The sequence below is a fragment of the Streptomyces alkaliphilus genome (genome assembly GCF_014141535.1).
In the GTDB taxonomy this organism is placed as follows: domain Bacteria; phylum Actinomycetota; class Actinomycetes; order Streptomycetales; family Streptomycetaceae; genus Streptomyces; species Streptomyces alkaliphilus.
The window spans coordinates 1-21,959 of sequence record NZ_VKHT01000008.1 but is presented as its reverse complement, the minus strand read 5'-3'; the positions used below and the strand labels follow the sequence as shown (position 1 = coordinate 21,959).

The following is a 21,959-nucleotide window of genomic DNA, read 5'->3' as shown; positions in this document are numbered from 1 at the left end:
GGCGTTCGCCGGGGACGCGGGCGGGCCGGGGTCGGCGAAGACCATCCCCACCCCGGCGAGGCCGGAGGGATCGCCGCCCGCGGCCTCCACCTCCCGCAGGAGTTCGGCGGTGTACCACGCCGGTCCGGTCGCGATCCTCGCGCGGACGTTCTTGTCGAGGGTGCCCAGCGTGTTCGCGCCGTCCACCTCCACCGGCACCAGGGCGATCCCGTCGACGGCGGGGTCGGGGGTCCCGTCCCCGGTGTCGGGGACCATCGCCGCGACGACCGGCCGGTCCGCCCCCTCGTAGCGGGCGAGCACCACGCCGAGGGCGACCGTCCAGCTCTCGGCGTCGCCCTCCGGGTGGTCGGCGGGCAGCGGGAGCAGGGCGGTTCCCGGCACCTCGGGATCACCCGGCCGGTCGGATCCGCGGGGCGGCCGGGTGCCGGGCGCGCACCCGGCGAGGTCGGCGGCGTGCCGGGTGACGTCGTACCGGTCCCCCGCTCCCGGGGTTCCGGCGGCCTCCCGCTCCGCGGGGCGCGGCGCGTCGAGCAGTCGCGCGACGAACCCGCGCAGCGCGGCGGCGCCGAGCGCCGCACGGTGCGCGACCACGACGAGGTCGGCGACGTCGTCGTCGTACCGCAGCAGCACCGCGCGCACCGGGGCGTCCCGGGGGGCGACCAGCGGCCGGCGGAGTTCCCGCGTCCGTCGGCGCCGGGCGGCGGAGTCGTCGGAGCGGCACGGCACCCGCTCGGTCCACAACCGCGCGGTGCCGCGGAAGACCGCGGACGTCCCGGTGGTGGAGAGCAGCTCGGTGGTGAGGGCGGCGAGCCGCCGCTCCAGCGCCTTCGGCCCGCCCTCCGGCAGCCCGTGGGCGAGGCGCGTGCTCAGCGCGTGGCAGACCGCCCCCGGCGCCTTCCGGCCGTGGTCCGGAATCCACTCGCCGGCCCGGACGACGGCACGCCGCGACGGTGTGAGAGCTGCGAAGGCGTCCTGTTCAGAGATCGACACGACTGGTCCCCTTGGCGTGGTTGCGTGGTTCACCGGATGGTGAAGCCGCCGTCGACGGTCAACACGGAGCCGGTCACCCGGGCGGACTCGTCCGAGGCGAGCCAGACGGCGGCCCGGGCCACGTCCTCCGGCTCGATCAACGAGTTCATCGGCTGCGACTGGAGGAAGGTCTCCTCGTGCTCGGCGACCGGCAGGCCGAGCGAGCGAGCGATCTCGGAGAGCATCCGTCCCTCGACCCGGCTGTCGTCCCGGATCGAGCCCGGGCACAGGGCGTTGACGCGGACCTTCAGCGGCGCGTAGTCCAGCGCGGTCGCCTTGGTCAGTCCGATCAGGCCGTGCTTGGAGGCCGCGTATCCGGCGAAGTGCCGGTAGCCGACCAGGCCGGCGGTGGACGCCACGTTGATCACGCTGCCCGTCCGCCGGGCGACCATGAGGGGGCCCACCACCGAGGTCATGCGCCAGGCGCCGGACAGGTTGATGTCGAGCATCACCTGCCACTCGTCCTCGGTGAACTCGTGGGCCGGTTTGCCCGACGGGGCCGCGACGCCCGCGTTGTTGACCAGCACGTCGACCGTGCCGAACCGGTCGCACACCCGGTCCACGACCGCGCGCAGCGCGGGGAGGTCGCGGACGTCGGCCGCCGCCGTGAGCACGGCGGCGCCCTGCTCACGGCAGAGCCGCGCGGTGTGGTCGAGCTGGCTGGCGGTGCCCAGCGGATAGGGGACACCGGGGATGTCCCCGCACACGTCGAGCAGGGCGAGGTCGGCACCCTCCCGGCTGAACGCCAGCGCACAGGCGCGGCCGACGCCCCGCGCGGCTCCCGTCACGATGACGGTCTTTCCTTGAAGACGCACCAAGACTCCTTGTGTTGGGGCGATCGGCGGACCCGTTCGCGCCGAGTCAGCGGGGGCAGACGTCCGCCAGCACCCGGATCAGGCCCTCGGGGTTGTCGATCGGGTACATGTGGCCGCCCTCGACCTCCACGAACCGGAAGTCCCTGGAGGTGGCCTTGCTCCACTCCATGGCCTCCTCGACGCCCACGAGCACGTCGTTGGTGCCGCGGACCGAGACGATCGGCACGGGCAGCGGGTCGTCCGACCCGGGGACGTAGCTCTCGTGCATCTCGACGTCGGCGCGCAGGGTGGGCAGCAGCAGCTCCCGCATCTCCGGGTCCTCGAGCGCGTCGTGCCGGTAGCCGGCGAACTCCTTGACCCGCGCCAGGAACTCCTCGTCGGCCAGACCGCTCGCGCCGTTCTCCCGCCGGGTCCACGGCCCGGGGGAGCCGCTGACCACCAGCGCGGCCAGGTCGACGTCGTCGATCGCGACCAGCCGGTGGGCGAGTTCGTAGGACAGCACCGCTCCGAGGCTGTGGCCGAACAGGACGACGGGGCCGGCGCCGGAGACCCGCTCCAGCACCTCGGGCAGCAGCCCCTCGACCGCCCGTGCCGCCTCGCGGTGGGGTTCCTCGGCGAAACGCTGTTCCCGGCCGGGCAGTTGGACGGCCGCCAGCTCGAAGCCGTCCCCGCACAGGGGCACCCAGGGGCGGAAGACCGAGGCGCCCGCACCGGCGAACGGCACACAGAGCACGATCGCTTTTGACATGTTCATTCTCTTTCTTCGTGGTGGGATGAGTGCCGTCGGGGCGTCATGCGCGGGCCCCGCGGGCGGGTTCGGCCAGCTTCTTCGCCAGCACCGCCCCCATCTCGGCGAGCGACTCGGGCCGCATCAGGTCGTTGTGCGAGGTCGCCAGGGTGTGGACCTCCAACCCGCCGTCGACGTGGTCCAGCCAGTGGTCGGGATCGCCGACCGGATCGACCGTCGCGGCGAACATCACCGCGCCCGCCCGGCAACGGCCCGTGAGGGACCGGGCGTCGACGCGGAAGCTGTTGCTCATCACCTTCTGCAGGCGCCGCACCTGATCCGTCGACAGGCCCGCCAGGTCGTCGCCGGAGGCCCGCACCGCCGCCAGGACCGTGTCGAAGTCGACGACTCCCCCCAGCCGCGACGGGTCGACGCCGGCCGCGGCCAGGACACCGTCGAGGAAATCCCGCTCGGAGAAGGCCGCCTCCGCCTCGACCGCGGTACGCGGGTAGGCGTCCAGCAGCGCCAGCAACTCGACCTCCTGGCCCTGCGACTCCAGCAGGACCGCCATGGCGTGCGCGATCCGTCCGCCGAGCGACCAACCGAGCAACCGGTAGGGACCCTCCGGCCGCACCGCCCGGACCCGGGCCACGTAGTCGGCGGCCATCTCCTCGATCGAATCCGGCAACGGGGCGTCGTCACCGAGCCCGGCCGCCTGGAGGCCGTACAGCCCGACCCCCTGCGGCAGGTGCTCGGCGAGTCCGGCGTACGGCCAGGCGAGCCCGCCGAGCGGGTGCACGCAGAACACCGGCGCGCCCTCCCCACCGGGACGCAGCGGCAGCAGCCGGCCCAGCGGTCCGGCGGTGTCCTCCCGCCCGAGGCGGACGGCCAGCGCCGCGGGCGTCGGCGCCTCGAAGATCGAGACCACCGACATCTCCGCCCCCAACCGGTCCCGCACCCGACCGATGAGCCGGGTGGCCAGCAGGGAGTGCCCGCCCAGGTCGAAGAAGTTGTCGTCGATGGTGACCGTGTCGTGGCCGAGCAGCTCGGCGAAGATCTCGCACAGGGCCGTCTCGGTCACGTCGCGCGGGGCACGGCCCGGGGCGCGTTCCAGCCGCCGGGGGGCGGGGAGCGCCTTCTTGTCGACCTTTCCGTTGGGGGTGACCGGGACGGCGTCGATCACCGTGTAGTGCGCGGGCACCATGTGCTCGGGCAGCACGGCGGCGAGATGGTCGCGCAACGCCGCCGGGTCCACGGGCACGGCCGGGTCGGCGGGGGTGACGTAGGCGGCGAGCCGGACGTCCCCCGAGGGCGCCCCGAGGGCGGTCACGATCGCGGTGCCCACCGTCGGGTGCCGCGCGAGGGCGTGCTCGATCTCGCCGGGCTCGATGCGCCGACCGCGGATCTTCACCTGGTCGTCGGTGCGGCCGAGGAACTCGATCACCCCGTCCCGGGTGACCCTGGCCAGGTCACCGGTGCGGTAGAGACGCGAGCCGGGCGGGCCGTAGGGGTCGGCCACGAACCGCTCCGCCGTCAGGTCCGGCCGACCGAGGTAACCGTGCGCGAGCTGCACGCCGCCCAGGTACAGTTCACCGCTGCCGCCGATCGGGGCCGGGGCGAGCGCGGCGTCCAGCACGTGGGTCCTGGTGTTCCAGATCGGCCTGCCGATCGGGACGACCGCGGCGTCGGAGTCGGTCGCGCAGTCCCAGGCGGTCACGTCCACGGACGCCTCGGTCGGGCCGTAGAGGTTGTGCAACTCGGCCTTCAGCAGGGCGCGGAACCGGTCGCGCAGTCCGGCGGACAGCGCCTCACCGCTGCACAGGACACGACGCAGACCGGTGCACCGGGCGGCCTCGGGCTCGGCGAGGAAGACCTCCAGCATCGACGGCACGAAGTGCGCCGTGGTGACACCCGCCTCCCGGATCAGCCGGGCCAGGTAGCGCGGGTCCCGGTGCCCGCCCGGTTCGGCGGCCACCTGGACCGCCCCGGCCACCAGCGGCCAGAAGAACTCCCAGACGGAGACGTCGAACCCGGACGGGGTCTTCTGAAGCACCCGGTCGTCCGGGCCCAGCGGGTAGGCGTCCTGCATCCACAGCAGCCGGTTCACGATGCCCCGGTGCGGCACGACGACGCCCTTGGGGCGGCCGGTCGAGCCGGAGGTGTAGATGACGTAGGCGGGGGAATCCGGCAGCGGGCCCGGCAGGGCGCCGACGTCGGCCGGCAGCGCGGCCGTCTCCTCGACGACGTCGGGCTCGTCGAGCACGATCAGGTGCCCGGCGGTGTGCTCGGCGCCGGTGGGCAACTCCTCGCGCACGGCGCGGGTGGTGACCACGACCGTCGGGGCCGCGTCGGTCAGCATGTGGGCGATCCGGTCGGCCGGGTAGTCCGTCTCGATCGGCAGGTACGCCGCGCCCGCCTTGACGGCGGCCAGCAGGGCGACGGTCAGCGCGGCCGAGCGGGGCACCGCCACCGCGACCACGTCGCCGCGCCGCACCCCCCGGGCGGCCAGCAGGGCGGCCAGACGGGTGGAGCGCTCGTCCAGTTCGGCGTAGCTCAGACGGGTGTCGCCGGCCACCACCGCGAGCCGGTCCGGATCGTTCGCCACCCGCGCGGCGAACAGCCCGGCGATGGTCTCCGGCTCGAAACCGGATGCCGTCGCCGCCGGCAGTTGCGGCGTCCGGGCGGTGTCGTTCCAGTCGGTCAGCAACCGCTCGCGCTCGGCGGGGTCGAGGATGTCCAGTCGGCTCAGCGGCCTCGATGGGTCGGTGAGCCCGGCGGTGAGCAGCCGGACGAACCGTTCGGCGAGGCTCGCGACGGTCTCCTCGTCGAACAGGTCCCGGCTGTACTCGATGGACATGTCGATACCCGCCGGCGCGCCGTCGAGGTCGGCCCGTTCGACGAAGTTGAAGCCGAGGTCGAATTTGGCGGCACCGAGCTCACCATCGATCGGATGAGCACTCACCCCCGGCAACTCCAACGACGCCCGCGCGTTGTTCTGCAACACGATCATCACCTGGAACAACGGATGACGCGCCAACGAACGAACCGGCTGCACCGCGTGAACCAACTGCTCGAACGGCAGATCCTGATGCGCGTACGCCGCGAGATCCGTGGCACGAACCCGCTCCACCACCTCCCGCAAACCCGGATCACCCGACACATCCGTCCGCAACACCAACGTGTTGACGAAGAAACCCACCAGATCATCCAAAGCCGCGTCGGTACGCCCCGCGATGGCCGTCCCCAACGGAATATCGGTCCCCGCCCCCAAACGGGACAACAACCCGGCCACCCCCGCCTGCAACACCATGAACAAACTGGACCGCGTCGAACGCGCCAACCCCGTCAACTCACGATGCAAACGAGCACCCAACTCCACCGAAACCAAACCACCCCGATAACCGGCCACCGCCGGACGGGGACGATCCACCGGAAGAGCCAACTCCTCCGGCAAACCCCGCAAAGCCTCCCGCCAATACTCCAACTGAACCGCGATCGGCGCCTCCGGATCACCCTCATCACCCAGAACATCCCGCTGCCACAACGCGTAATCCGCGTACTGCACCGGCAACGGCCGCCAATCCGGAACCGAACCACTCACCCGAGCCCGATACGCCTCCCCCAGATCCCGCGCCAACGGAGCCTGCGACCAACCATCCCCCGCGATGTGATGCACCACCACACACAAAACATGCTCACGCTCGGAAACCCGGAACACCGTGGCCCGAACCGGCAACTCCACCGCCAGATCGAAACCCACCGAAGCCACCGAAGCCAAAGCCCCCGGCAACTCCTCCTCCGTCGTCTCCACCACCGCCGCGGACACCACCGCCCCACCGGCCGGAACCACCTCCTGCCACGGCTCCCCGTCCACATCCGGAAACACCGTGCGCAACGACTCGTGCCGCCCCACCACATCCCGCAACGCCGCCCGCAACGCGTCCACATCCAACGCACCGCTCAACCGCACCGCCAACGGAATGTTGTACGTACCGCTGGGCCCCTCCATCCGATTCAAAAACCACAACCGACGCTGCGCGAACGACAACGGCACCCGCTCCGGACGCACCACCGCACACACCGGCGGCCGACCCCCCACCGAAGAACCCACCACACGCTCCGCCAACGCCACCACCGTCTGCGCATCGAAGATGTCCCGGAAGGGCAGCTCGATGCCGAAGGTGGAACGGACCCGGCTCACCAACCGGGTGGCCAACAGCGAATGCCCGCCCAGATCGAAGAAGCTGTCGTCGATGGTGGTGACCGGCTTGCCGAGCAGTTCGGAGAAGAGGCCGCACAGCGTCCGCTCGATGTCGTTGCGGGGGGCGCGCGCCGCGCTGTACCGGGGCTCGGGCAGCGCCGCGCGATCGATGCCGCCGTCCGCGGTGCGGGGGAAGTCCTCGACCACCGTGTAGTGGGCGGGCACCATGTGATCCGGCAGCGCGGCGGCGGCGTGCTCCCGCAGGGCCCGGGCGTCCGCCGGGGCGTTGGGGTCGACGGGCGTGTGGTAGGCCACCGGGACGGGCTGCCCGGAGGGTCCGGGACGGGCGGCCACGACCGCCGCGTCGACCGCGGGGTGCCGGGTCAGGACCTGTTCGATCTCGCCGGGCTCGACCTGCCGGCCGGCCACCGTGATCCGGTCGTCGGTGCGGCCGAGGAGTTCGACGGTTCCGTCCCGGGTGATCCTGGCCAGGTCACCGGTGCGGTGGAGCCGCGAGCCGGGCGGGCCGTAGGGGTCGGCCACGAACCGCTCCGCCGTCAGGTCCGGCCGACCGAGGTAACCGTGCGCGAGCTGCGCGCCACCGAGGTAGAGCTCGCCGGCGCTGCCGACGGGCAGCGGGACGAGGTGGGCGTCCAGGACGTGCGCCCGGGTGTTGCGGATCGGCCTGCCCGCAGGCGGGTACGCCCCCGGGGTCCCGGTCGTCCCGTCCCACGCCATGGCGTCGAAGGACGCCTCGGTCGGGCCGTGCAGAACGTGCAGCTCCGCCTCCGTCCACAGGGCGCGGAACCGGTCGCGCAGTCCGGCGGACAGCGCCTCACCGCTGCACAGGACGCGGCGCAGACCGGTGCACCGGGCGGCCTCGGGCTCGGAGAGGAAGACCTCCAGCATCGACGGCGCGAAGTGGACCGTGGTCACCTCGGCGCGGCGGATCAGCCGGGCCAGGCGGACCGGGTCGCGGTGGCTGCCGGGCTCGGCGACCACCAGGGTGGCTCCGGCCACCAGCGGCGCGAGCAGCTCCCAGACCGACACGTCCAGATCCGCGGGCGCCTTGTGCAGCACCCGGTCGTCCGGGCCGAGGCGGTGGGCGTCCCGCATCCACAGCAGCCGGTTCACGACGCCCCGGTGCGGCACGACGACGACGCGCGGGCGGCCCCCGGGGTCGGGGACGTGGATGACGTGGGCGGGGGAATCCGGCAGCGGGCCGGGCAGGGCGCCGACGTCGGCCGGCGACGCGGCCGCCCCCTCCCCGACACCGGTCTCCTCGTCGAGCACGACCACCTCGACCCCGGTCCCGGGGAAGGCGGGTCGGACACCGGGGGTGGTGACGATCGCGGCGGCCCCGGTGGCGGCCGGCGTGTGGGCGATCCGGTCGGCCGGGTGGTCCGTCTCGATCGGCAGGCACGCGGCGCCGATCCTCAGCACCGCGAGGTGGGCGACGGCCAGCGCGGCCGAACGGGGCACCGCCACCGCGACGACGTCGCCGCGCCGCACCCCCCTGGCGGCCAGCAGGGCGGCCAGACGGGTGGAGCGCTCGTCCAGTTCGGCGTAGCTCAGACGGGTGTCGCCGGCCACCACCGCGAGCCGGTCCGGATCGTTCGCCACCCGGGCGGCGAACAGGTCGGGAACGGTGTCCTCGGAAACGGTCCCGGGAGCGCCGTCGGTCGAGCCGGCCAGCAGTCCGCGCCATTCGCGCGGTTCGAGGATGTCCAGCCGGCTCAGCGGCATCGAGGGGTCGGCGACCCCCAGCGACAGGAGGCGCACCAGGCGCCGGGCGAGCCGTTCGACGGTCTCCTCGTCGAACAGGTCGAGGCTGTACTCCACCGTCACCTCGACACCGGCGGGAGCGCCCTCCTCGTCCTTGCGCTCGACGAAGTTGAAGCCGAGGTCGAATTTGGCGGCACCGAGCTCACCATCGATCGGATGAGCACTCACCCCCGGCAACTCCAACGACGCCCGCGCGTTGTTCTGCAACACGATCATCACCTGGAACAACGGATGACGCGCCAACGAACGAACCGGCTGCACCGCGTGAACCAACTGCTCGAACGGCAGATCCTGATGCGCGTACGCCGCGAGATCCGTGGCACGAACCCGCTCCACCACCTCCCGCAAACCCGGATCACCCGACACATCCGTCCGCAACACCAACGTGTTGACGAAGAAACCCACCAGATCATCCAAAGCCGCGTCGGTACGCCCCGCGATGGCCGTCCCCAACGGAATATCGGTCCCCGCCCCCAAACGGGACAACAACCCGGCCACCCCCGCCTGCAACACCATGAACAAACTGGACCGCGTCGAACGCGCCAACCCCGTCAACTCACGATGCAAACGAGCACCCAACTCCACCGAAACCAAACCACCCCGATAACCGGCCACCGCCGGACGGGGACGATCCACCGGAAGAGCCAACTCCTCCGGCAAACCCCGCAAAGCCTCCCGCCAATACTCCAACTGAACCGCGATCGGCGCCTCCGGATCACCCTCATCACCCAGAACATCCCGCTGCCACAACGCGTAATCCGCGTACTGCACCGGCAACGGCCGCCAATCCGGAACCGAACCACTCACCCGAGCCCGATACGCCTCCCCCAGATCCCGCGCCAACGGAGCCTGCGACCAACCATCCCCCGCGATGTGATGCACCACCACACACAAAACATGCTCACGCTCGGAAACCCGGAACACCGTGGCCCGAACCGGCAACTCCACCGCCAGATCGAAACCCACCGAAGCCACCGAAGCCAAAGCCCCCGGCAACTCCTCCTCCGTCGTCTCCACCACCGCCGCGGACACCACCGCCCCACCGGCCGGAACCACCTCCTGCCACGGCTCCCCGTCCACATCCGGAAACACCGTGCGCAACGACTCGTGCCGCCCCACCACATCCCGCAACGCCGCCCGCAACGCGTCCACATCCAACGCACCGCTCAACCGCACCGCCAACGGAATGTTGTACGTACCGCTGGGCCCCTCCATCCGATTCAAAAACCACAACCGACGCTGCGCGAACGACAACGGCACCCGCTCCGGACGCACCACCGCACACACCGGCGGCCGACCCCCCACCGAAGAACCCACCACACGCTCCGCCAACGCCACCACCGTCTGCGCATCGAACAGGGCGCGCACCGGAAGCTCGATCTCGAAGACGCTCCTGATCCGGCTCACCAACCGGGTGGCCAACAGCGAATGCCCGCCCAGATCGAAGAAGTTGTCGTCGATCGAGACCGAGGCCACGCCGAGGGCCTCGGCGAACAGCCCGCACAGCACCTCCTCGTGCGGGGTCCTGGGGGCCCGGCCCCCGGCGGGGGCGGCGGTGAGGTCGGACACCGACGCCCCGCCGCCGACCTCGGGGGCCGGTCGGGTGACCGGCCGGCCCTCCGGCGGCGTCAGGGCCGCCGACGCCTCGGCGGCCGGCCGCGTGTCGTCCGCCGCGATGGCCTCCAGGAGCTGCTCCAGGCAGGCGAGGAGACCGCCGGCGGTGTCCGGGGTGAACAGACCCTCCCGGAACCCCAGCCGCAGCTGGACGCGCTCGCCGGGCACGACGATGAGCGTCAGCGGGTAGTGCGTGGCGTCGGCGCCGGAGACGCCGGTGATGGTGAGGTCGCCCGGTTGGTCCCGGAGGGAGTCCGCGTCCACCGGGTAGCTCTCGAAGGCGACCAGGGTGTCGAACAGCCGGTTGTGCCCGGCCGCCCGCTGGATCTCGGTCAGCCCGATGTGGTGGTGGTCCAGCAGGGCCGACTGCTCGTCCTGGACCCGGAGCAGCAGCTCCCGCAGCGACTCGTCCCCGGCGAGCCGGAGGCGCACCGGCACGGTGTTGATGAACAGGCCCACGATGTTCTCGACGCCCTCGATCCCGGCCGGTCGGCCGGAGACGGTGGCGCCGAACACCACGTCGTCCTCGCCGGTGAGCCGGGACAGCAGCAGGCCCCACGCCACCTGCACCACGGTGTTGACGGTGAGGCCGAGCCGGCGGGCGAGCGCGGCCAGCTCCGAGCTCCGCGCGGCGGACAGCTCGGCGGTGACCCGACCGGGCAGGGAGGCCACGGTGTCGTCGGCCTCCGGGGCCACCAGGGTGGCCCCGTCGAGGCCGTCGAGCGCGGCACGCCACGCCTCGAGTCCCGCCTGCTTGTCCTGCTCGCGCAGCCACGCGAGGTACAGCTTGAACGACGGTGCGGGAGGCATCCCGGTCGCGTCGCCGCCGCGCCGGTACAGCTCGAACAGCTCACCGAGGACCAGGGGCATGGACCAGCCGTCCAGCAGGATGTGGTGGCAGCCGAACATCAGCCGCCAGGCGCGTTCGCCCAGGCGCACCACGGTGAACCGCAGCAGCGGCGGGTCGGCGAGGTCGAAGCGCACGGACTCCTCCGCCGCGACCAGCTCGGCCAGCCGCGCCGTCCGCTCCTCCTCGTCCGGGCCGGAGAGGTCGTGCACGACGACCGGGGTCCCGAACTCGCGCGGGACGACCTGCACCGGCCGGCTCAGGTTCTCCGACAGGAAGCCGGCCCGCAGGTTGCTCCGGCGGACCAACAGCGCCCTCACCGCGTCGCGGAAGACGTCCGGGTCGAAGGGGCCCTCGATGTCGATGGCCAGTCGGACGGTGTAGACGTCCAGCGCGTCCCGGTCATAGGTCGCGTGGAAGAGCATCCCCTCCTGCAGTGGAGCGAGTGGGAGGATGTCCTCGAAAAGTTCCTTGCCGGTCACCGGGTCTTCCTCCACTCCGCTTCCAACACCCCGAGGTCATCCGCTTCGAGGTCGATCAGGGACAGGTCCGACGGGGACAGGTCGGCGGGTCGCCGCTCCCCCGCGTGCTCCGCGAGCGCGGTGAGCGCGCGGAACCAGCCGTCGGCCAGCCGGCGCACGGCGCCGGGGTCCAGCAGCCGTCGTGGCCACGTCCAGTTGGCGATCAGCCGGGGGCCGTCCGCCGTGTCCTCGACGAGGACGTTGAGCGACAGTGCGTGCGACGCGGGCATGTCCGGGTCGCCGCCGAGTTCGCGCAGCACGTCGCCGTCCGCCGACATGGTCCAGTCCTCCGCGTCGGCGTCCCCGGCGACCGCCGCCCGGCCCAGGTAGTTGAAGCCGAACTGGGGCGGGTCGAACCGGGCCAACTCCTCGCGGGTGCGCGGGTTGAGGTGGCGCAGCAGGCCGTAGCCGACGCCCTCGTCCGGCATCTCCCGCAGCGTCTCCTTGACCCGGGTGAGGGCCTTGTGGAGCGCGGTGGCATCACCGAACACCTGTCCCCAGGAGACCGGGCCGAGGTCCAGCCGCACCGGCGCGAGGCTGGTGAACCAGCCGACGGTGCGCGAGAGATCGAGGTCGGCGTCGTCCGGGATCTGTCTGCCGTGGCGTTCGAGATCCACCAGCACGGAGGTGCCGGCACCCAGTCCGGCGCGCCGCCGCCAGTCGGAGACCGCGAGGGCGAAGGCCGTCAGCAGGACGTCCTCGACGCCGCAGCGCGCCGCGGTGGGCACCGCCGTCAGGAGCCGCTCGGTGACCGGCCCGGGCAGGGTCAGGGCGAGCGCGCTCTGCGTGCCCATGGTGTCGAGGGCCGGGTCGCGCGGTTCGGCGGTCACCGGCACGTCCTCCTCCCGCAGTTGGTCGGCCCACCAGGCGACCCGGGCGGCGCGGGCGGGTTGGGCGGCGAGCTCGGTGAGCCACTGCGCCCAGCGTCGCCACGAGGTGCCGACCGGCTGGAGCGCCGCCTCCCGGGACTCGACCGCCGCCTGCCACGCCGCGGCGAGGTCGGGCACCAGAACGCGCCAGGAGACCCCGTCGACGGCCAGGTGGTGGCCGACGACCAGCAACCGGCCGGGTTCCCGCGGGCCGGCGTCGAACCACACGACCCGCAGCATCGCGCCGGCGGTCGGCGAGAGTTCGCGGACCGCCCGCTCGGCGTGCATGGCGATCAGGGCCCGGGTCTTCTCGCGGTCCGCGCCGGTGACGTCGACCCGGGTGACGCAGTCGGCGGCGTCCACCGCGCCGCGCGGCCGGACCTCGTGGGACCACTCGTCGTCGGTGACCACCAGCCGCAGCCGCAGCGCGTCGTGGTGGTCGAGCACGGTGCGGACAGCGGTGGTCAACGACTCCACGTCGACCCGGGCGGGCACCCGCAGCAGCACCGACTGGTGGAACCGCTCGATACGGCCGCCGAGTTCGCGCAGCCAGTGGGTCATCGGCGTGAGCGGCGCCCCGCCGATACCGGCGTCCGGGTCCTCGGGGGGCAGCTCGTCCACGCCGCGGGCGACCGCCGCGAGGCCGGCGACCGACTTGTGCTCGAACACGTCCCGGGGGGTGATGACCAGTCCGCCGCGGCGGGCCCGGCCGACCAGCTTGATGGAGACGATGCTGTCGCCGCCGAGCTCGAAGAAGTTGTCCCGCACGCCCACCTCGGGCAGGCCGAGTACCTCGCGGAACGCCTCGGCGAGGATCTCCTCGGCGTCGCCCGTCGGCCCCTCGCCGGCCCCGCCGGTGGTGAACTCCGGCGCCGGCAGCGCGGCGTGGTCCAGCTTGCCGTTCACCGTCAGCGGCAGGGCGTCCACCACGACGAACGCCTGCGGCACCATGTACTCCGGCAGCCGTTCGGCCAGGCGGGCCCGCAGTTCCCCGGCGTCCGGCGCGGCGCCCGGCGCCGGCACGGCGTAGCCGACCAGCTGCCGTACCCCGGGGCGGTCCTCGCGGATCACCACCGCGGCACCCTCCACGCCGGGACAGCCCGACAACACCGTCTCGATCTCGCCGAGTTCGATGCGGAAGCCGCGCAGCTTCACCTGGTTGTCCCGACGGCCGACGAACTCCAACCGGCCGTCGGCGAGCCGGCGCACCACGTCACCGGTCCGGTACATCCGCTCCCCCGGCGCCCCGAACGGGTTCGCCACGAACCGCTCGGCCGTCAGGCCCGGCCGACCCCGGTAGCCCCGGGCCAACCCGACCCCGGCCACGTACAGCTCACCGGGCACACCCACCGGGCACAAGTTCATCCCGGCGTCCAGGACGTACACCCGGGTGTTGGCGATCGGTCCGCCGATGGGCGGGGTGACCGTTCCGTCGAGCGGGCCGCTCGCCGTGGCGCACACGGTCGTCTCGGTCGGGCCGTAGGCGTTGATCACCCGGCGGCCCGGCGACCACCGGACGACGAGGTCCCGGGGGCAGGCCTCGCCCGCCGTCACCAGGGTCAGACCGGGGGGCGCGGCCTGCGGGTCGGCGCCGGACAGCGCCGTCGGGGTGAGCGTGGCGTGGGTGATCCCCCCGGTGTTCAGGAAGTCGGTGAGCGCCTCGCCGAGCACCGGGCCCCCGGCCGGGGCGAGCACCAGCGCGGCGCCGTTGAGCAGCGCCATCACCGTCTCCCAGACCGACGCGTCGAAACTCGGCGCGGCGAACTGTCCGACCCGGCTCCCGGCGTCCACGCCGAGCCGGCGGGCCTGCCAGGCGGCCAGACTGCCCAGTCCCCGGTGGGGGACCACGACGCCCTTGGGGAGCCCGGTGGAGCCGGAGGTGTAGATCACGTAGGCGGGGTGGTCCACGGACAGCGGGGTCCGTCGTTCCGTGTCGGTGACCGCGGTCCCGGACAGCTCCGCGAGCGCGTCGAGGACACCGGGGTCGTCCAGGAGCAGCGGTTCGCCGGCCCGGGGCGGCAGCCGGTCGGCCAGTTCGGCGACGGTGACCACCAGCGCGGGGTCGCTGTCGGAGATCATGTGGTCGATCCGGTCGGCCGGGTGGTTCGGATCGACCGGTACGTGGGCCGCGCCGGCGGTCATCACCGCGAGCACGGCGGTGGTGAGGTCGATCGACCGCGGCAGCACCAGGGCCACCCGGTCCTCCGGGCCCACCCCGCGCCCGATCAGCAGCCTGGCGAGTCGGTTGACCCGCGCGGCCAGGGTGGCGTAGTCGAGGGTGACCCCACCGGAGACGACCGCGGGCCGGTCGGCGGACGCGGCGGCCCGTTCGGCGAACAGGGCCGGGACGGTACGGACGGCCACGGACGACTCGGGGCCGTTCCCGTCGGTGAGGAGTTGCTCGCGCTGCGCGGGGGAGAGGATCTCCAGCCGGCGGATCGGCCGGGTCGGATCGGCCACGACGGCACGCAGCAGCGTCACCAGATGGGCGACGATGCGCTCCGCGCTCTCCCGGTCGAACAGGTCGGTGCTGTGGTTCAGGATGCCGGAGATGCCGTCGGCGTCCTCGGCCAGGCTGAGTTCGAGGTCCACTTTGGCGACCGGCAGCGGCACCTCCCGGGCGGTGACCCGCAGTCCGGGCAGCTCGATGTCACGGATGTCGTTGTTCTGGTAGGCGAGCATCACCTGGAACAGCGGGTTGTGCGACAGCGAGCGGTCCGCGCCGACGAGGTCCACCAGCCGCTCGAACGGCATGTCCTGGTGGGCGTAGGCGCCGAGGGCGGTCGCGCGGACCCGGCGCAGCAGTTCGACGAAGCCCGGGTCACCCGAGACGTCGGTGCGCAGCACCAGCGTGTTGACGAAGAACCCGACCAGGTCGTCGGCGGCGGCGTCCGTCCGTCCGGCGACCGGGGTGCCGATCGGGATGTCCTCCCCGGCGCCCAGGCGGGACAGCAGGGCGGCCAGGGCGGCCTGGAAGACCATGAAGGGCGTGGTGTCGGTCCTCGCCGCGAGCGCTCTCAGGCCCTCGTGGAGGTCGGCGTCGATGCGCACCGGCACCGAGTTCCCGCGATGGGTGGCCACCGGCGGGCGCGGACGGTCGGCCGGCAGTTCGATCTCCTGCGGGGCGCCGGCGAGTTGCTCGCGCCAGTAGGCCAGTTGGGCCGCGGCGGTGCTGTTCCCGTCCCGCTCGTCGCCCAGCACCTCCCGCTGCCACAGGGTGTAGTCGGCGTACTGGACCGGCAGGGGCCGCCAGGAGGGGGCGGTGCCGTTCGAGCGGGCGCGGTATGCCTCGCCCAGGTCGCGCACGAGCGGGGTCCGGGACCAGCCGTCACCGGCGATGTGGTGGACCACCGCGCACAGCACGTGCTCGTCGTCGGAGACCCGGAACAGCCAGGCGCGTATCGGCAGGTCGACGGCGAGGTCGAAACCGGTGGAGCCCGCGGCGTCCAGCGCGGCGGACAGTCCCGCCTCGGGGACGACGGAGACCTCCAGGGGCACGCGGGCCTCCTCGGCCGGGACGACCCGCTGCCACGGCTCGCCGTCGGCGTCCGGGAACACGGTGCGCAGCGCCTCGTGCCGGATCACCACGTCGTTGAACGCGGCGGTCAGCGCCGGTACGTCCAGCGCGCCGGAGAGCCGCACGGCGAACGGGATGTTGTAGGTGCCGCCGGGGCCCTCCATGCGGTTGAGGAACCACAGTCGACGCTGCGCGAACGACAGCGGCACCCGCTCGGGCCGCGGGACGGGGCGCAGCGCCGCCCGGACGGCGGTCGGGGAGTCGGTGAGCCGGAGCGCGAGCGCGGCCACGGTCGGTGCCTCGAAGACCGAGCGGATGGGCAGCTCGACACCGAGTACCACCCGGACCCGCCCGACGAGACGGGTGGCGAGCAGCGAATGACCGCCGAGCTCGAAGAAGTTGTCGTCCACCGACACCGACGGAAGTCCGAGCACCTCGGCGAACAGCCCGCACAGCAGTTCCTCGTGCGGTGTGCGCGGTCCCCGCGCCTCCTCCGAGTCGTGGTCGGGCGCGGGCAGCGCGGCGTGGTCCAGCTTGCCGTTGGTCGTCAGCGGCAGGGCGTCCAGCACGACGATCGGCCTCGGCACCATGTACTCCGGCAGCCGTTCGGCCAGCCGGGCCCGCAGTTCCCCGGCGTCCGGCGCGGCGCCCGGCGCCGGCACCGCGTAGCCGACCAGCTGCCGCACCCCGGGGCGGTCCTCGCGGACCACCACCGCGGCCTGGCCGACGGCCTCGTGATCGGCGAGCGCCGCCTCGATCTCGCCGAGTTCGATGCGGAAGCCGCGCAGCTTCACCTGGTTGTCCCGACGGCCGACGAACTCCAACCGGCCGTCGGCGAGCCGGCGCACCACGTCACCGGTGCGGTACATCCGCTCCCCCGGCGCCCCGAACGGGTTCGCCACGAACCGCTCGGCCGTCAGGCCCGGCCGACCCCGGTAGCCCCGGGCCAACCCGACCCCGGCCACGTACAGCTCACCGGGCACACCCACCGGGGACAACCGCAGGTCGCCGTCGAGCACGTGGACCCGTTTGCCGTCGAGCGGAGCGCCGATCGGCACCGGGTCCGGCACGGGCTCGCCCGGCGGCAGCTCCTGGGCACTGGCCATGACGGTGACCTCGGTCGGCCCGTAGGCGTTCACGACCGTGGTGTCCGGACAGGCGTCGAGCACGCGACGCACCGACGCGGCGGACAGCGCCTCGCCGCCGGTCCACACCTCGCGCAGCGGTCGGAACGTCTCCGGGGCCTCGGCCGCGATCAGCCGGAACAGGCCGGTGGTGAACAGCGTGGCGGTGATCCGTTCCTCGGCGAGGACGCGGGCGATGCCGGCGATGTCCGGTTCCCCGGGCGGGCCGACCACCAGGGTGCCGCCGTTCAGCAGCGGGATCCACATCTGGTAGGTCGAGGCGTCGAACGCGTGGGCCGACTGCAGCAGCACCCGCTCCTGCGCGCCCCCGGCGAACCGGCTGTCGGCGGCCAGGTCGGCGATGCCCCGGTGGGTGACCGCGACGCCCTTGGGCCGACCGGTGGAGCCGGAGGTGTACATGATGTAGGCGACCCGCTCCGGGCCCGGCGGCATCGGCACGCCGCCGTCGGGCACCGGGTGGTCCCCGGGCAGGTCCCCCTGTTCCAGGACCAACGAGATCCCGCTGTCGGCCAGGACGTGGTCGCGTCGGGCCGGCGGCCAGCGGTGGTCGATCGGCACGTACACCGCGCCCGCCCGGATCACCCCGAGCACGGCGAGCACGAACTCCATGGAGCGGTCCATGGAGATGCCGACCGGTTCCTCGTCGCGCACACCGCGGTCGCGCAGCCAGGCGGCGATCCGCTCCACCCGCTCGTTCAGCTCCGCGTAATCCAGCGAGCGGTCCCCGCACACCAGTGCCTGCCGTCCCGGCGTCTCGGCGGCGCGCAGGGCCAGCAGCTCCGGCAGCGTGCGCGCCGCGGTCGGCGCGGGGGCCGGGTTCCTCTCCCCGAGCAGCAGGGACCGCTCGGCGGCGTCCAGCACGTCGACCGCGCCCGCGGGCGTCGTCGGGTCCTCCACGAAGGACTCCAACACGGTGACCAGCCGGGCGCGGAGGGCCTCGACCTCGGACTCGGTGAAGGCGTCGGGCCGGTAGGTGAAGCGCAGTTCGAGCGAGGAACCGGGCATGACCATCAGGGCGAGGGGGTAGTGCGCGCCGTCGGTGGAGAAGACGTCGGCGACCGACAACCCGCCGGGCAGGGTCAGCGCGGCCGGGTCGACCGGGAAGTTCTCCAAGACCGTGAGGGTGTCGAAGAGATCGCCCTGTCCGACCGTCCGCTGGATCTCCGCCAGGCCCAGGTGCTGGTGGGCCATCAGCCGGCTCTGTTCCTCCTGGATCCGCTCGCACAGCGCCGCCAGCGACTCGTCCCGTCGAAGACGCACCCGCACCGGCACGGTGTTGAGGAACAGCCCGACCATGGTGTTCACGCCGGGGATCTCCGGCGGCCGACCGGCGAGGGTCATGCCGAAGGTGACGTCCGCGCGGTCCGTCATCCTGCCCAGCAGCAGGCCCCAGGCTGCCTGCACCACGGTGTTGAGGGTGAGGCCGTACTCGCGGACGCGCCGGCCCAATCGGGCGGTCGTCCCCGGCGACAATCGTCCACTGACCTTGCGGGGCAGCACCGAGGCGGACCGGTCGTCGGGCATCGCCGCCAGCATGGTGGGCCCGTCGAGACCGTCGAGCGCCTCGCGCCAGACCTCGCCGGCGGCGGCACGGTCCCGCTTCGCGAGCCACGCCAGGTGGTAGCGGTAGGGCGTCACGGGGGGCAGCGCCCCCGCGTCGCCGCCGGCGGCGTACAACTCGAACAGTTCACGCACCAGGATCGGTGCCGACCAGCCGTCCAGCAGGATGTGGTGGTTGGTGACCAGCAGCCGGTGCCGGTTCTCCGCCGTGCGCACGACGGTGAACCGCAGCAGCGGGGGCCGGCGCAGGTCGAAGCGGGTGGCGCGGTCCCGCTCGGTGAGCTCGCGCAGCGCGGCGTCCCGCTCCTCCCCGGGCAGGTCGGTCAGGTCGACCTCCCGCCAGGGCGGCTCGACCGACTTCGGGATGAACTGCAGGGGGCGCGCGCCCTCGTGTCGGAAACCCGCGCGGAGATTGCCGTGCCGCTCCAGCAGGGCGCGCGCGGCGACGCGCAGGGCCGACACGTCCAGCGGTCCGTCGATGTCCATGCCCAGCTGCATGACGTAGACGTCCGGACCGACCCGGTCGTCGTACTGCGCGTGGAAGAGCAGGCCCTCCTGCAGCGGGGTGAGCGGCAGTACGGCGTCCGGTGACGGGTTCTGCTTCGTGCTCATTCCGAAACGCTCCAATCCGACCGGAACCGGTCGAGCTCGTCCTGCGAGACCAGGGGGATGTCCCACTCGTCATCGACCGCCCGATCCGCTTCCCCGGTGTCCTCGGCCATCCGCGTGGCCGCCGCGGCGATGGCCCGCACGGTGCGGTGCGCGAACACGTCCTGCGCGGTGAAAGCCAGACCCTCCGCCCTTGCCCGGCTGACCAGTTGGATGGAGACGATGCTGTCGCCGCCCTGCCGGAAGAAGTCGTCGTCCGCCCCGACCCGGGCGAGCCCGAGCACTTCGGCGAAGAGTCGGGCGACGATCTCCTCCTCCGGCGTGGCGGGCCGCAGCTCCGACGCGGACACCGCCGCGTCGGGCGCGGGCAGGGCCTTGTGGTCGAGCTTGCCGTTCGGGGTGACCGGGAGCGCGTCCAGCGTCACCAGCGCGGCGGGCACCATGTACTCGGGCAGCCTCGTGGCGAGCCTCTCCCGCAGTTCGGCGACCAGCGCGCCGTCCCTGCGCCCGGCGAGCGGGTCATTGGCGTAGCGTTCGGGCACCGCGTCCGGCAGGTACAGGTCCCGGTAGGCGGGCACCCCGCCGTCCGCGTCGGTGACCGGCACGAACACCGCGTCCAGCCGGCCGTCGACGGCCCCGGCCGTCCAGGTGAGCAGCGCCCGGTATCCGACCGGGGAGCCCACTTCGTGCAGGGCGGTCACGTCGACCGCCTCCGGCACCTCGATGTCGTCGATCCCGGCGAGCGCCGTCAGATCCTCGTGGAGCCTGCCGTTGGGGATGCCGGTGACCCGCAGGGCGGCCGGACGCCCCTCGCGCAGTCGCGCGGCCAGCCCGTCGAGGCCGGCGGTGTCCTCCCAGGAGACGGTCGGCGCGTCCGCCAGCGAGACGGGCGCGGCCGGTCGCTTGTGCAGCACCACGTCGTAGCGGTAGCGGCTGAGCTCGTTGTCGTACTCCCCGCGCTTGATCCGGACGTCGACGCCTCCGAAACCGTCCAGGACATCGGCGAGGGAGTCGAACAGCGCGGGGTCCAGCAGCAGCTCGGTCTCGCGCTCGACGGCCCGCTCCACCGCGTACCGCGCGTCGGCGACGCCGTCGCCCGGGTGGGAGACGCGGTGGACGGCCGCCCGCATGCAGCGCAGCAGGCGCAGGTCGCGGAGGTCACCGAGGAAGACGGCGCCGGTGTCGCCGAGCAGGGAGAACGCCTTGCCGATCACGTCGACCAGGTAGTCCGCCCCCGGGAAGTACTGCGCCACGGAGTTGATCACGACCGTGTCGAACGTCCCGGTCGGCAGGTCGTCCAGCTCGTGCGCCGGGCAGGCGGTGAACCGGGTCCGCTCCGCCAGTACCGGGTCCGCCGCGGTCCGGCGCCGCAGCGTCTCGATCACCGTGCCGGACAGGTCGGTGCCCCAGTAGAGCTCCACGTGCGGTGCGACCGGCGCCATGATGAGTCCGGCACCGACGCCGATCTCCAGGACCCTGCGCGGTTTCAGCTCCAGGATCCGCTCCACGGTCGCCGCCCGCCAGGCCCGCATCTCCTCCTCGGGCAGGACCGAACCGTCGTAGCTGCTGTGCCAACCGCTGAAGTCCTCGCCGAGCGGTGGCTCCTCCCGGTCCGACGCGCCGTACACCTCGTCGTTGATGACCCGCCACTTGCCGACCTGGTCGGCCTCCAGGTCGAGGTCGCGGGGGCCGTCGCCCTGTTCGGCGGGCACCACGTAGCCGACCAGTCTGCGTTCCCCGGGCCGGTCCTCGCGGATCACGACGGCGGCCGCGGCCACCTGCGGCTGGTCGGTCAGAGCCGCGACGATCTCGTCCGGCTCCACCCGGAAGCCGCGGAGTTTCATCTGGTCGTCGGCCCGGCCGACGAAATCGAGTTGGCCGTCGGGGCGCCGGCGCACCACGTCGCCGGTGCGGTACATCCGATCCCCCGGCGCGCCGAACGGGTTGGCGACGAACCGCTCGGCGGTCAGGCCCGGCCGCCCCAGGTAGCCGCGGGCCAGGTTGATCCCGGCCACGTACAGCTCACCGACGACACCGACCGGGACCGGGCCGAGCCCGGAGTCCAGGACGTACGCCCGCGCGTTGGCGATCGGCGTGCCGATCGGAGGGGGGACGGCGCCCGACAGCGGCTCGCTCATCGTGGCGCACACGGTGGTCTCGGTCGGCCCGTAGGCGTTGATCATGCGTCGCCCGGAGGACCACGTCCCGGCCAGCTCCGCCGAGCACGCCTCACCGGCGACCGTCAGGGTCAGGTCGGCCGGTACCGCGGCGGGGTCCAGACCGGTGAGGGCCACCGGCGGGATCGTCGCGTGACTGATGCGGTGATCGGTCAGGAAACGGGCCAGTTCCTCACCGAGCAGCAGGCCGCCGCCGACCGGCAGCACCAGCGCGGCGCCGCTGAGCAGGGCGATGCAGGTCTCGGAGACCGCGGCGTCGAAGCTCGGCGCCGCGTACTGGACGATCCGGCTGTCCGGCCGGATCGCGAACCGCTCCACCTGCGCGGCGGCGAGGTTGCCGATGCCCCGGTGGGTGACGACGACCCCCTTCGGCCGGCCGGTGGAACCGGAGGTGTAGATGACGTAGGCGGGGTGGTCGATCGAGGCGGGGTGCCGCCGCTCCGCGTCCGACGGCCGGGTCGTCGGCCGTTCCGCGATCCGCGCGGCGGTCGCGGGGTCGTCGACCACGATCACCGGCGCCCCGGACACCACCTCCCCCACCGG

5 protein-coding genes and 1 pseudogene are annotated in these 21,959 nt (G+C 73.0%); all 6 read right to left on the bottom strand.

From position 1 onward, the window contains the following. Positions 1–990, bottom strand: a pseudogene (locus FNQ90_RS00640) (hypothetical protein); the annotation flags it as partial. 29 nt (positions 991–1,019) lie between these two features. Further along, on the bottom strand, positions 1,020–1,844 hold the full coding sequence (locus FNQ90_RS00635; RefSeq protein ID WP_182604445.1) for an SDR family oxidoreductase: 825 nt from the start codon (positions 1,842–1,844) through the stop codon (positions 1,020–1,022). Between the two features lie 46 nt (positions 1,845–1,890). After that, complete coding sequence (locus tag FNQ90_RS00630) at positions 1,891–2,592, bottom strand: thioesterase II family protein (RefSeq protein ID WP_182604444.1); 702 nt, start codon at positions 2,590–2,592, stop codon at positions 1,891–1,893. 43 nt (positions 2,593–2,635) lie between these two features. Beyond that, complete coding sequence (locus FNQ90_RS00625; RefSeq protein ID WP_182604443.1) at positions 2,636–11,500, bottom strand: non-ribosomal peptide synthetase; 8,865 nt, start codon at positions 11,498–11,500, stop codon at positions 2,636–2,638. Next, positions 11,497–19,242, bottom strand: coding sequence for a non-ribosomal peptide synthetase (locus FNQ90_RS00620; RefSeq protein ID WP_182604442.1), 7,746 nt, complete (start codon positions 19,240–19,242; stop codon positions 11,497–11,499). The genes FNQ90_RS00625 and FNQ90_RS00620 overlap by 4 nt, the downstream gene beginning before the upstream one ends. Continuing rightward, positions 19,239–21,959: amino acid adenylation domain-containing protein (locus FNQ90_RS00615; protein ID WP_194432128.1), on the bottom strand; the 2,721-nt coding region annotated here is incomplete at its 5' end. The genes FNQ90_RS00615 and FNQ90_RS00620, both read right to left, overlap by 4 nt.